We start from the raw sequence: 13,410 nt of genomic DNA on the forward strand, positions 1-13,410 counted from the left end.
GCAAGCACGCCCTATCATTGCCTTATCGCGATATTAGGAGCGCGTGGCGTTTGGCGCGAGAGAATCAACCGGCGTCTGTAGATGGTAAGTATTTCCGGAGTTGGCCAGCGATGCGTTTAATCGCCCTGTTCATGAGTTTGATGATGCTGGCGCTGCTGGGCCTTCAGTTCGCACAGGCGCAGCCCGGCGACTTTGCCACCGATGTCGTCAGGGAACAGACGCGGGTGGTGGAAACCATCGTCACCCGCATCGAAGGTATCAAGAAAAGCATTCCCGAGGATCCGGCCGATGACGAGTCCCTGATCACCCTTGGCGGCCAGATCGAAGAAATCGTCACGGAGCTTGCCGAAATAAACGAGGCACTGGCGCCGCGTCTCCAGCAAATCAACAGCCGCCTTGAGGCATTAGGTGCTCCGCCTGCGGATGAAGCGCCCGCAGAGGCGGAGGTGGTGACCACGGAACGCAACCGTTTGAACGCAGAGAAAAACGCCATCAACGCGCTGATGAGCCAGGCCCAGGACCTGACCAGCCAGCTTGGCGAGGAGCGTTCGCAGGTTGCGAACCTGCGGCGTGATCTGTTCGCGGAACAGTTTACGCGCCGCTACAAGATCGACGAAACCTTGTTTCAAGAGATAGGTTCTTCCATTGCCGAGGAGTGGGACACCTTCAGTGACATCATCGGCGCCTGGCTTGGCTTCGTCATGTCGGCCAAACTTGCGGCGACCATTGCGGCAACCGTCGTCTCGCTCGGAGCAGCGTTTGGCATCCGCTTCGTGGGGCGGCGCTATTTCAGCCGATTGGTCATCACCTCGCTATCCGACAAGCCGAGCTATTTGGGCCGCCTGTCGGTCGCGTTTGGCTCGACATTGGTTGCGGTTGCATCGCTTGCTGCCTTCCTCGGCATTACCTTCTTCCTGTTCGACTACATGGATATTTTCCAGCCGGTGATCCGTCAAATCGCGCAAACCTTGTCCATGGTGGCGCTGACGGCCTTTTTCATCAACCGTCTTGCCTGGGCGATCCTCAATCCCGGGCATCCTGAATGGCGTTTGGTGCCGGTCTCCGACAAGGCTGCTCCCTTGCTGGTCGGTATCATCACCGTAATGACGATCATGTCGGGCATCGACTATTTCACTTCGTCGGTCTTCCGACTGATGGGCTCGCCAGTTGCCGTGACCGTTGGCAACAGCCTTCTAGCAACGATTATCGTCGGGGCCTTGTTTGGTCTGCTGGGTTTGGTGCGACCTTTCATGGACGAAGGTGGCAAACCACGCCAATGGCGCTTGCCTCTGAGGCTGACCTTTTATGGCCTTGGACTGGTTACCATTCTGGCGGCGCTTTTCGGCTATATCGGTCTTGCGCGGTTCTTGTCGCAGCAGGTTGTCATCACTGGCGCAATTATCGCCACCATGTATATAGGCTATCTGACGGCGCGGGCCATTTCCGCGGAAAATGCGCTTACGAACAGTTCCGTCGGGCGCTCATTCTCCGAACGGTTCAAACTGGACGATACCGGGCTTGACCAGCTGGGATTGTTTCTCGGCATTTTGCTCAACGTGCTTGTGACGGTGGTTGGCCTGCCGTTCATCATGCTTCAGTGGGGATTCCATGTCGGGGACTTGCTGGCTATTGGCGAACGTCTTTTCACCGGCGTCACCGTGGGCAGCTTCACTTTCTCGCTGACTGGCGTGATCTGGGGCATTGTCGTTTTCATTCTCGGCTATCTCTTCGTGCGCTGGTTCCAGGGATGGATCGACCAGACGGTGATGGCGCGCGGCAAGGTGGATCTCGGCCTGCGCAACTCGATCCGTACGATCATCGGCTATGTGGGCCTTGCCGTAGCGGGAATCATCGGCGTGTCGGCTGCGGGCGTCGATCTTTCCAATCTTGCACTGATCGCCGGCGGCCTTTCCCTCGGTATTGGTTTCGGCCTTCAGAACATTGTCCAGAATTTTGTCTCCGGCCTTATTCTGCTTGCCGAACGCCCTTTCAAGGCGGGAGACTGGATCGTGGCAGGTACGGTTTCCGGAACGGTGAAAAAGATTTCCGTTCGTGCAACGGAGATAGAAACCTTCCAGCGTCAGACAGTGATTTTGCCGAATTCGCAGCTCATCAATTCCGAGGTTGGCAACTGGACGCATAAGAACAAGATGGGCCGTTGCGATATAAAGCTGACCATCGCCTACACGGCTGATCCACGTAAGGTGTATGCCTTGCTGATGGACATTGTTACGGCCCATCCGAACATACTCAAGAACCCCGAGCCGATGGTCGTTTTCACTAACATGACCAATATGTTGATGGACTTTGAAGTGCGTTTCTTCATGGCGGATATCACCGCGACCATCGGCGTGCAGAATGAAATCCGGTTCCTGATTGCCGAAACCTTCGCCGAGGAAAGGATCGTCCTGATCAATCCGGTGCTGAAGGAATACTATATCAAGGAAGCGGTAGGTGAGGGTGAAAAGGATTATCGCCAAATTCCCGACGATCCGAGCCATCCTGCCGCCATGGCCGCCGGCTCTCAAACGACCGAGCAGGATGAGGCGCCTTCAGCCGATGATCCGCTTGACGTTGATCTGCCTGCTGAAAATCAACCAGGCAAAAGCAAATAGAAGACTTTTACGGAAGATAAATTTAACGCTAAATACGAAAGCAGGGCAGTGGAGGGGAGCTGCTTTCGATTATTAATCTTCTATTTCACCTTTATATTCTAATCAAAGTACCCAAGCGCCATGGGGTGGAGCGGAGCGGGGGCCCGGATTGATGAATGTGCATGTCGAAGACCAATCTGTGCCTTTGGCCGTCGATCTCGATGGGACGCTGATCGCCAGTGATCTCCTTTGGGAGGGCGTTTTTTCGCTCTTGAGGAAATATCCCTATCTGCTTTTTATGCTGCCATTCTGGCTTTTGGCTGGCCCTGCACGCCTGAAATGCGAGATCGCCACGCGTATTGATATTGATCCGGCATTGCTGCCCTATCGGGAGCAGGTACTGGAACGGTTGCACCAGGAAAAGGCGAAGGGACGCAAGATCATTCTGGCGACAGGTACGCCGCGTAAGTTCGCCGAGGCGATTGCACAATATCTCGGCATTTTCGACGAGGTGCTTGCAACCGAGGCCAATCATAACATGACTTCGCATCGCAAGCTCAAGGCGCTCGTTGATCTTTATGGCGAGTACGGCTTCGACTATGCGGGCAACAGCGTCCATGACATCCAGGTTTTCAAAGGCGCCCGACGCAACATCATCGTGGCGCCTGATCGCCCGGCGCGGCGTTGGTATGTGCGCAATGGCGGGGAGTTGATCGGCGCGCAGCGGCCAAATTTCAAGACGATCGTCAAGATGGTGCGCGCGCATCAATGGTCTAAGAACGTGCTGATCGCGGTGCCGATAGTGCTCTCGCATGCCTATGCGAATGAAAGCATGGTGCTTGCCTGCATTCTCGCCTTCATCTCGTTTTCCGCAGCGGCGTCGGCCATTTACATTCTCAATGATTTCTTCGATCTGGCGCTCGACCGCCAGCATCCGACCAAGCGCGACCGTCCGTTTGCCAGTGGCGTGCTCTCCATGCGTTTTGGCCTCGCTTGCGCCTTCTGTCTTTTGGCAATCAGCTTCGCTATAACTGTCTTTTTGCCGGTCGAATATGCCTTCGTGCTTGTGCTCTATCTGATCATGACGACGGCCTATTCTTTCTCCATCAAGCGTATGCTGTTGATCGACGTCTTGACACTGGCCGGGCTTTACACGGTGCGTATCCTCGCTGGGGCCGCCGCATCACAGGTGGATATTTCCTTCTGGCTGCTCGCCTTCTCGATCTTCTTTTTCCTGTCTCTGGCTTTGGTGAAGCGTTATGTCGAACTGCGTTCGGTCACGCTCGATCCGAAACTTCGCATGGCCGGGCGCGGATATCGCCCCGAAGATCAGGAAGTGATCATGCAAGCCGGCATGGCGTCAGCATTCGCGGCTACGCTGGTCTTGGCGCTCTATATCGACAGCGCCGATGTGCGCAATCTCTATGATGATCCATGGATGGTCTGGCCGGTGGCGCCGATTATTCTCTACATAACAATGCGCATCTGGATTCTGGCGCGGCGCGACGAGATGTATGACGATCCGGTGGTCTTCCTCTTGCGGGACTGGCGCAGCCAGGCCGTCATCGCGATTGGCGCTGTTCTCGTTATCATAGCGAAGTTCGTCTGATGGCGGAAATATATCCGAGCTTCGGGCGAACGGTTAGGGCAGGTACACATGCCCTCACACTCGGGGCGGCGCTTGACGAGTTGCGGCAAGGCAGCACATCGCTTCTGCCTTACGGCAATGGTCGCACATATGGCGATAGCTGCCAAAACGCGGATGGGGCCCTCGTCGACATGAGCGGTCATGCGAGTATTCTCGATTTTGATGCGCAAACCGGTGTTCTGGAAGCGGAAAGCGGCGTGATGCTCGGAGATATAATCGCGCACGGCCGTCCGCATGGCTGGTTTCCACCGGTTTTGCCAGGCACGCAGTTCGTGACGCTGGGTGGTGCGATTGCCAATGACGTTCACGGCAAGAACCATCATCGACGCGGCAGCTTCGGCGCGCATGTTCTCTCTTTTGACCTGGCGCGTTCCGGTGGCGAGATGCTGCATTGCTCGCCGACGGAGAATGCCCATCTCTTCGCTGCGACGATCGGGGGCATGGGGCTGACGGGAATCATCCTCTCGGCGCGGATACAGCTTATGCAGGTTGCGTCGGTCGATATTGAGGAGCAGGTGAAGCCATTTCCCTCTCTTGGCCACTATTTCGACATGGCGGAAGACGGCGATATTGAAAACGAATATGCCGTCGCCTGGCTCGATCAAATGGCGACCGGTGCCAGGGCCGGGCGTGGAGTGCTTCTGCTTGGCAATCATTCAGCGCGGGACGCTTCCCCCGCAGGGGTCGGAAGACGGCCACTGACTGTGCCGTTCCAGCCCCCGCTGACCATATTGAACAAACCGTTCCTGACACTCTTCAATCTAGCATACCGAGCGGCCAAAATGCGCAGGAAGGAAATCTCCCTCACGCCATATCAGAGCTATTTCTTTCCGCTCGATGCCGTTTCCAACTGGAACAGGCTCTACGGTCCCGCCGGGCTTTTTCAGCATCAGAGCGTCATTCCCGAGCCTGTGGCGCGAGAAATTGTGCCCGCGCTGCTCTCGGCCAGTCACGCAGCGGGGCAGGGTTCGTTTCTCACTGTCCTGAAACGTTTCGGGACAGCCGGATCGCCGGGTATCATATCATTTCCCCGGCCAGGTTATACGTTGACGCTTGATTTTCCCAACCGCGGTGCGGCAACGCTTGCTCTGCTCGAACGGCTCGATGCGATCACTATGGAGGCCGGCGGCGCAGTTAATCCATACAAGGATGCGCGTATGTCTGCCGCTGTATTCAAGGCGTCCTTCCCGCGTTGGCAAGAACTCGAAGTCTGGCGCGACGCGCGTTTCGTTTCGGACTTCTGGAAAAGAACCGTCCTGCGGGTTTCTGGTAGCGCGTAGCACTAGGCGCTACACTAAGCAGCGTCTGCAGGGTTCGACCTGAGATGCGGACTGCGCATACGAAGAAGTTGTCGCTCATTCTTGCGGTGTTCAATGCCGCTGCACCACCAGATCATCTGAGAGGCGAGTGCAAAATTTGCGATATTCATAAGAAGTAAATCATGTTCTTTCATCGAATATTCGAACTCAACGGGTATAGCGAGAGAAAGGGCGGGGGAACGATGAAATATATAGGATTTATTCTCTTTACGGTGATGACGAACGCCGCGGCGCAGTTGATGCTCAAGCAGGGCATGATCAGCCTCGGCGCGATTTCCTTCGCGGGAGCCAACCCGATATTCAAGCTGCTGTCCATCATCTTCAACCCATGGGTTTTTGCTGGTCTGGTGACCTTCGTCATCTCGATGGCCTCGCATCTTTTTGTTCTGTCGAAGGTCGAACTTTCCTTTGCCTATCCATTTCTGTCGCTGGCTTATGTGGCCGTTGCTGTCTTCGCCTACTTTGTTTTTCGCGAGGATCTGAATGCATGGCGCATCGGTGGCATCGCCTTCATCTGTATAGGCACGATCCTCATTGCGCAGGGCGGCAGCGGCGAAGAAAACGCGGCGCCGGTTTCTGCCGATATCGTTCAAAAGAGTGAGCTTTCCTGATGAGACACGTGATTTTCGGTGGTGACGGTTTCGTCGGTCGCCATCTTGCTCCCAAACTGATTGCCGATGGCCAGGAAGTCGTCGTGGCTGACCTTGTGAGGAGCGATCTTGCCCATTACGACACTGCGCAATTCGTGCATGCGGATGTGACGGATAGGATCTCGGTGGAGAAGCTTGGTCTTCGCGGTGACGACATGATTTATAATCTGTCGGCCAAGATGCTCTCACCCTTGCAGGTGCGCGCCAAACGCCACGATTTCTTCTTCCCCGTAAATTACTACGGCACGGAAAATATCATTCTCGCAATGGACAAGGCCGGTGCGAAAAATCTCGTGCACTATACGACCGACATGATCTACGGCCATACTGTGACCTATCCGATGACGGAAGATCACCCGGTTGCACCACTTGGCGAATATGGGCTTTCCAAGTGGAAGACCGAAGAGCTGGCGCATGACTGGCGAGACAGGGGCATGAATATCTCGTTGTTCCGTCCACGTCTTATCATCGGACCGGGCCGTCTCGGCATTCTGGAAAAGCTCTTCAGGCTGATCGACGCCGGCCTTCCGGTCCCTATGATCGGCTCGGGCAAAAACCCGTATCAGTTCATCTCCGTGTTCGACTGTGCAGAAGCCGCGCGGCTCGCTTGGAAGGCCGGTGTGCCGAACGAGGCATACAATCTTGGCTCCCTCAACCCGCCTCCGGTTCGGAAATTGCTGGGCGATCTCATCAAGCACGCTGGATCGAGGTCGATTCTGGTGCCGACGCCGGGTTGGGCCGTGAAACGCACGCTCGATCTTCTTGACTGGATGAACATGCCGCTGATGGATCCCGAGCAATATCTGATCGCCGACGAGGAATGCGTTCTCGACGTTTCCAAGGGCAAACGCGATCTCGGTTGGGTGCCGCAATATCGTGACGAGGATATGCTTATCGCGGCTTACCGCGAATATCGAAACAAGAAGGAAGGCAAGGCATCTGCTCTGGATGCCGCCTCGACCGCCCGGGAGACGCAGTCATGAATGCCGTAACCTCTGCTGAAACGCTGCGCAATTCCACAGCTAAGCCAGATCTGATCACCGTCGAGGAAGCGAAGGTGATGGACGTCGCCCGCATGACGGACCTGTTCAAGGCGCATATCAACCCCGGCCAGCTGCATTTCATGAAGCTCTTGGGTTTTCATAAGGTCAAGATCGAGCGCGCCGAGGGTATGTATTACTACGATCAGAACGGCCGCAGGATATTGGATTTTTTCGGCGGCTTCGGTTCGCTGGCTTTCGGCCATAATCATCCGCGCATTCTTGCGGCGCGTCAGAAATTCCAGGAGGAGAAGCGCCACGAGATCGCGATTGCCTTCATGTCGCAATATGCTTCTGCGCTGGCGCATAATCTTGCGGCCTGCTCTCCCGGCGATCTCGACATGGTTTTTCTCGGCTCTTCCGGCTCGGAAGCGATGGAAGCGGCGGTGAAGCTTGCCGAACGCGCGGCAGGTCCGCAGCGTCCCAAGATCGTCTATGCCGAAAATTCCTTTCACGGCAAGACGAAGGGCGTTCTTTCTATTACCGATGGCGCGCTTTACCGCGGCGAGTTCAAGCTCGTCGACAATAATGTGCGCGTGCCGTTTGGCGACATTATCGCCATCGAAAACGCCTTCAAGGCCGATCCATCGATCGGCGTCATCGTGCTTGAAACTATCCAGGGTGGTGGAGGCATTGTCGTCGCAGAGCCCGAGTTCTGGCGCCGCCTGCGTGCGCTCTGCGATCAGTACAAGGTCGTCTGGGTGGCGGACGAGGTGCAGTGCGGCTATGGACGATCGGGACGGTTCTATGCGTTTCAGCATGCCGGTGCGGTGCCGGACATAACCGCGCTTGCCAAGTCGCTCGGCGCTGGCAAGGCAGCCGTCGGGGCAATGATTGCCAGGCGCGACATCTACATGAAAGCCTACGGAACGCCGAAGACGGCGATGATCCATGCGCAAGCTACGTTTGGGGGCATCGGCGAGGCTTGCATCACGGCAATCGAAGGCCTCAATGTGCTCTACGATGAAGGTCTGATCGACAATGCGGCCGAAACGGGCGAATACCTGCTTTCCGAACTGCGCCGCCTGCAGGCGAAATATCCGAAGATCATCAAGGATGTACGCGGGCAGGGGCTGATGGTGGGGCTGGAATTTCAGGATTTCAGCCAGACGCTGCCGATGGTCCTTCGCCCGATTGTCTCGGTGCTCGATGACAAGTTGAAGGGTTCGCTTTCGGGCTTCATCGGAGCGCTGCTCCTGCGTGACTACGATACGCTGGTGGCCTTCACGGAGTACAACCGTAACGTCATTCGGCTCGAACCGCCGCTCATTTGCCAGAAAAGCCACGTCGACGATTTCATTCAGGCGCTCGACAGCCTTCTCGATCGCGGCATTGTCTCGATCGTCAAGGACTTCGTGAAATCGCAGGTGTCTTGAAGAGTGTTCCAGCCGCCTATTCCAAGGGCGCGGTGTGCATCGCCTTCGACGTACTAAGAGAAGGACCCGGGGGATGGTTGAGGGGGAGCGCAATCTGGCGCAATGGTTTTTTGCTACGGGAGCGGGCGGCTCGATCGTGGGCCGTGTCGCCGCACGCCGCTTTCTCGATCGCTTCGCAGGTTTTTTCTTCCTGTTCAGCATATTGGCGCTGACGCTCTATGGCGTGGTCCGCCCCGATTATAATTGGGATATGGTCGCCTATGTCGGCACGGCGCTCGAGGACCGCTACACGGATGCCGAAACGCTACATGCCGAAACGTGGAAGCGGATCGAGGCGGGCGCTGACGAGGGGCAGCAATTTCACCTGAAATTCAGCAATCCCTACAATCTTGCGCAGTGGGAAAATCCGGACAACTTCCAGTCCCAGCTCTCCATGTATCGCGTCAAGGTGGCTTATATCTGGCTCCTGCGCCTTCTCGAACCTGCGATAGGCCTGATTGACGCAATCATCCTGTTGAGCGCATTGCCGGCATTTCTCATTGGCCTGACGATCTTTGCATGGCTGAAGCGGACCGATTCTCTTCAGGCGGGCTTTCTGCTCATCCCGTTCCTGTGGATCGCCGACTATGCCCGCCTTGCTGCGGTCGCCACCCCGGACGCGCTTGCTTGCGTTGTCGCGCTCTGGGCGCTTTATCTGCTCTATTTCCGCAAGGAAATGCTCGGCTGCCTGGTTCTGGTGCTCTCCGTTCTGGTGCGCCCGGATAATATCATCCTCGTCTTTGCGTTTCTGATTACGGCTATTGTCTTTCGCTGGCGCCTGCTGCCCTATCTGGTTGCCTTCGTTGCATCTCTGATCGCGTCAATGCTGATCTCGAAATATGGCGGGCATCCGGGCTGGTGGGCGCATTTCTACTTCTCCTGCGTGCAGATACAAAACTCGATGACCGGCTTCCAGCCCGATTTCAACCTGTCTGACCTGGCGAAGGGTTATGCGCGCGGCCTCAAGGTATCGCTGGATTTCAATGATTGGCCCGCCCTTCTTCTCATTGGCTGCGGTGGTTGGGCTTTACTGGCGAAATATGGCTCCATCACTCGGATGCGCGTCCACGCCTTCATCTTCGCCATGCTTATCGGCACCCTGGGCAAGTTTGCCAGCTTTCCTCTACCCGACGATCGCTTTTACCTGATCTTCATCATGGGGCTGTTCGTGTGTCTTGCTGTCCAGTGGAAACCCCGATTCAATATCGAGAATGCATAAAGTTCATCGTATATCGCCGATGAAGGATTGACAGCGGACTAGGTTTCGTTTTCAGTGAAACGAAACCGGAGCGTCCGCTCGTTCAATATTGCTGATGAGGCACCCCATGTCACAGCCCTTCACGAAGCCCGTTCCCATGCTCGATCTCGACGTGTTACGCAGTTTCGTCGCCATTGCCGAAACGGGTAGCTTTACCAGCGCGGCACATGCCGTCTTCCGTACGCCATCTGCGGTTTCGATGCAGATCAAGAAGCTGGAAGATACGCTTGGTCACATGCTTTTCGTGCGAGATGCGCGCGCTGTGACACTCACAGGCGATGGCGAAATCCTGCTCGGCTATGCGCGGCGCATGCTGGCACTCAATCGTGAGGCGGTAGCGAAGTTCGTCGCGCCCGATATTGCGGGCGTGGTGCGGCTAGGTTCCCCGGATGATTTCGGCGAGCGGGTGCTGCCATCCATGCTCAAGCGCTTTGCCCAATCGCACCCGTCAATCTCTGTCGATGTTGTCATCGATCAGAGCGTCAACCTGCGTCGCCGCATGGAAGAACGCACACTCGACATTTCGCTGATCACCTACGCTGCAAACAAGAAGCCGCTCGGCGAGATTCTTCTGACCGAGCCTATTGCCTGGGCAGGTGCGCGCGGCGGTGTTGCCTATATGCAGGAGCCGCTGCCCGTTTCATTGTGGGAAGAGGGCTGTGCCTGGCGTGCCTGCGCCCTCAATGCGTTGACGAGAGAAGGACGTAATTATCGCGTCGCCTATATGAGTGCGCATACTGCCGGACAACGCTCGGCTATCCTGGCTGACCTGGCGGTCGCGCCCTTGCCAAAAAGTTTCATAGGTGACGATCTGATGGAGCTTGGGGCGGAGCATGGTCTGCCGGAGATCGGCAATTATTCCATCGCGATGATCGTCGCACCCGATGCCAGTGCGTCGGTGCGTGCAGCGGCGGAACACATGCGTGCGACTTTCGATCTTCTGAAGCGTGGCAAGCCGTTCAAGGTCGTTGCGGCTGCTTAAAAAGGCCAGAAGTGGGCAAGTAATGCACCAGCCGAGCCGATAAAAGCACCTATCAGGCAGATGGCAAAAATGCCGACGGCGATGCCGATCCAGAAAAGCACACCGTCCTTTTCAACGAGTGCGAGGCCAAGGATCGCCGTCGCGCAGGCTGGAAACCAGTTGCCGAGCGGGATGGGCAGGGTGATGAGAATTCCCATAAGAAGCGCAATCGCACCGATCAACCGCTCGTCGTTGCGACCAAACAGCCAGTAGCGCGGGCGCACGAGACGTTCCATCTGCTTCAGGCGCGGCACCATGCGCGCGATAAGTGCCTTGAACTGTGTTTCGCCGATTTCCTTTTTGGCGAGGAAGCGTGGTAGCCAGACGCGTTTCGAGCCCCAGACCATCTGTGCCGCAACGATGAGAAGCGGCGCGCCAAATATAGCTGTGGCGCCAGGCGGCAGGGGCAGCATGTTGAGCGCTGCAAAAAGCACGAGCAGCGCTGAGAATGAGCGATCGCCCAGCCCGTCACGAATCGTTTCGATGCTCACTGGGCCGGTTGCACGTTCCGCCATCTGCGAGAAAATATCGGACAGATGGGTGCGGTCGTCATCGTTTCCCCCCGATCTTTCGAGCGGGACGGGCAAGGTGACCGGTGAGATGTTCTGGGCGGGTTCAGTCATGGTCCATAGCTAATCAACTCAGCGCTTCAATTCCAGAACGTCGAACTTCGATTCCAGATGCGGGGCAGGGAATTCAATGCGGAAACGGTCCTTTCCCAAGCTGTAGGCATAGCCAACCTGATCGGCTGGCGCTCCCTTGCCATAGGCTGGCGCACGTTCGCCTGTCACGAAACCGGTACCAAGGTAGATCATGCGGTCATTCCCGTCATCGAAGAACATGCCCTTTGTGCGCTGGGAACCGCTGATCTTTTCAAGCATCCAGCCCGCACCGTCATCCGTGACCCTGCACCTGAACCAATTGTAGACAACCAGCTCCGCAGGTCCACCAAACTTGATTGTCCGGCATTGCCAGTTGCCAGCCATGTCGAAGCCTTCCAGCGGCTGTCTGGGCGTATTTAGCACCGCCTTTGCGATCTGTAGTTGGGTCGCATTGCCGGTATTCGCGCGGGCGAGCGCGTCCTCTCTTGTCTGTTCATATGCCGCGAGCCGAGCTTTGTCTGAGTCCGTCATGATGCGCGTGACAGAGCCATCTGCGTGAGCAGGCGGAGGAACGAGAAGAAGCAGGGCGGCGGCGAGAAATTTTTTCATGGAACACGTCTCCGTTACACGCTCATGTAGACAAGGTTTGTGTCGGTTTGGGGATCAAGTGCTTCTTTGCGCGCTGATTCAACTGCTTGCCAAAAAGAGTCGGGAAACTCCCGTAAGGTATTGATCCGTATCGGAGATGAGTCGATCTTGAAAAATAAAAGCCGTGTTCTCCATCGGAAGAACACGGCTTTTGAAGATTTTCTGAAGGCCCCGGTACGCAGTACCAGATCCGGAGCAGGCGGTCTCGCGATCCGCTTGAAGCCTTTGTAGCCGACCATGGTTACTATTAGGTTAGCGAGACCTTAAACAAGCGTGAACTGCTAAAATTTTCTATGCTCCGGTACTCATGGAATCAGCTCTCCCGACTCCCGCGCAAGAAGTTGACGATGCTCGAGAAATCCTCGTCGCTGCGACCTTGTGCGGCGAAAAGCGCGTAAAGCGATGTTGCTTCCGCTCCCAGCGGCGTAACTGCTCCAGCGCTTGAAGCAGCTTCCTGCGACAGCTTCAAATCCTTCAGCATCAGGCCAGCGGCAAAGCCCGGCTTGTAATCCCTGTTCGCGGGCGAGGTGGGCACTGGTCCGGGTACCGGGCAATAGGTCGTCAGAGCCCAGCACTGGCCGGAAGAGGTCGAGGCAACGTTAAACAGCGCCTGCCGATCTAGTCCGAGCTTCTCCGCCAGTACGAAGGCTTCTGAAACGCCGATCATGGAAATGCCGAGGATCATATTGTTGCAGATCTTGGCTGCCTGTCCAGCACCACCATCGCCGCAGTGCACGACCTTCCCCGCCATTGGCTGAAGGAGCGGCTCTGCCTTGTCGAAAGCTGCCTTTTCACCGCCTGCCATGAAGGTCAGCGTTCCGTTCTCCGCGCCCACCGTGCCGCCTGATACGGGCGCGTCTACGCTGAGATGTCCATGCTCTTTGGCAATGGCATGCGCCGCGCGTGCCGATTCGACATCGACGGTCGAGCAATCGATGAAAAGCGTTCCGCGCGCAGCCTTGGGTGCCAGATCGGCATAGACCTCGCGCACATGCTTGCCGGCCGGCAGCATGGTGATTATGACCTCGGCTTGCGAGACGGCATCGTCGGCGCTTCTTGCAGCCTCGACGCCGCGCCCTGCTGCCGCCGCCAAATTGGCTTCCATCAGATCATAGCCGATCACGCTGTGGCCGGCCTTGACCAGATTGCCCGCCATCGGATTGCCCATGTTGCCAAGGCCGACGAATGCGATAACGCTCATTTACTTCCTCCCGT

At 56.6% G+C, this 13,410-nt stretch carries 11 protein-coding genes; 8 read left to right on the plus strand and 3 right to left on the minus strand.

What is annotated here, in order from left to right:
- The first annotated feature begins 110 nt into the window (after nucleotides 1-110).
- The 8 genes from IE151_RS12680 (at nucleotide 111) to IE151_RS12715 (ending at nucleotide 10,906) form a co-directional block, all read left to right on the plus strand.
- Nucleotides 111-2,615 carry a mechanosensitive ion channel domain-containing protein gene (locus tag IE151_RS12680; protein WP_189490728.1) on the plus strand — a complete coding sequence of 835 codons (2,505 nt, stop codon included), beginning with the start codon at nucleotides 111-113 and terminating at the stop codon, nucleotides 2,613-2,615.
- Between the two features lie 151 nt (nucleotides 2,616-2,766).
- Nucleotides 2,767-4,203, plus strand: coding sequence for a UbiA family prenyltransferase (locus IE151_RS12685; RefSeq protein WP_189490730.1), 1,437 nt, complete (start codon nucleotides 2,767-2,769; stop codon nucleotides 4,201-4,203).
- Nucleotides 4,203-5,522: an FAD-binding oxidoreductase gene (locus tag IE151_RS12690; protein ID WP_189490731.1), complete on the plus strand. Its 1,320-nt coding sequence runs from the start codon at nucleotides 4,203-4,205 to the stop codon at nucleotides 5,520-5,522. The genes IE151_RS12685 and IE151_RS12690 overlap by 1 nt, the downstream gene beginning before the upstream one ends.
- 221 nt (nucleotides 5,523-5,743) lie before the next feature.
- On the plus strand, nucleotides 5,744-6,172 hold the full coding sequence (locus tag IE151_RS12695; protein WP_189490965.1) for a DMT family transporter: 429 nt from the start codon (nucleotides 5,744-5,746) through the stop codon (nucleotides 6,170-6,172).
- Nucleotides 6,172-7,194, plus strand: a complete 1,023-nt coding sequence (locus IE151_RS12700; protein WP_189490734.1) for an NAD-dependent epimerase/dehydratase family protein — start codon at nucleotides 6,172-6,174, stop codon at nucleotides 7,192-7,194. The genes IE151_RS12695 and IE151_RS12700 overlap by 1 nt, the downstream gene beginning before the upstream one ends.
- On the plus strand, nucleotides 7,191-8,627 hold the full coding sequence (locus tag IE151_RS12705) for an aspartate aminotransferase family protein (protein ID WP_189490736.1): 1,437 nt from the start codon (nucleotides 7,191-7,193) through the stop codon (nucleotides 8,625-8,627). Before IE151_RS12700 ends, IE151_RS12705 begins: the two co-directional genes overlap by 4 nt.
- A gap of 73 nt (nucleotides 8,628-8,700) precedes the next feature.
- Entirely contained in the window at nucleotides 8,701-9,885 is a 1,185-nt protein-coding gene (locus IE151_RS12710) for a hypothetical protein (RefSeq protein ID WP_189490738.1), read from the plus strand.
- Nucleotides 9,886-9,991: 106 nt separating this feature from the next.
- Nucleotides 9,992-10,906 (plus strand): LysR family transcriptional regulator, encoded by a 915-nt coding sequence (locus tag IE151_RS12715; RefSeq protein WP_189490740.1) that lies wholly within the window; start codon nucleotides 9,992-9,994, stop codon nucleotides 10,904-10,906.
- Here IE151_RS12715 and IE151_RS12720 read toward each other — a convergent pair.
- The 3 genes from IE151_RS12720 to mmsB all read right to left on the minus strand — a co-directional run bounded on the left by IE151_RS12720 (nucleotide 10,903) and on the right by mmsB (nucleotide 13,396).
- Nucleotides 10,903-11,568 carry an exopolysaccharide biosynthesis protein gene (locus IE151_RS12720; protein WP_189490742.1) on the minus strand — a complete coding sequence of 222 codons (666 nt, stop codon included), beginning with the start codon at nucleotides 11,566-11,568 and terminating at the stop codon, nucleotides 10,903-10,905. The two genes, IE151_RS12715 and IE151_RS12720, sit on opposite strands and share 4 nt — an antisense overlap.
- 18 nt (nucleotides 11,569-11,586) lie before the next feature.
- A complete protein-coding gene (locus IE151_RS12725; RefSeq protein ID WP_189490744.1) occupies nucleotides 11,587-12,156 on the minus strand; it encodes a DUF4893 domain-containing protein in 570 nt (189 codons plus the stop codon).
- 352 nt (nucleotides 12,157-12,508) lie between these two features.
- Entirely contained in the window at nucleotides 12,509-13,396 is an 888-nt protein-coding gene (gene mmsB, locus IE151_RS12730; RefSeq protein WP_189490745.1) for a 3-hydroxyisobutyrate dehydrogenase, read from the minus strand.
- Between the last annotated feature and the right edge of the window lie 14 nt (nucleotides 13,397-13,410).

Source organism: Limoniibacter endophyticus, from assembly GCF_014652835.1.
In the GTDB taxonomy this organism is placed as follows: domain Bacteria; phylum Pseudomonadota; class Alphaproteobacteria; order Rhizobiales; family Rhizobiaceae; genus Limoniibacter; species Limoniibacter endophyticus.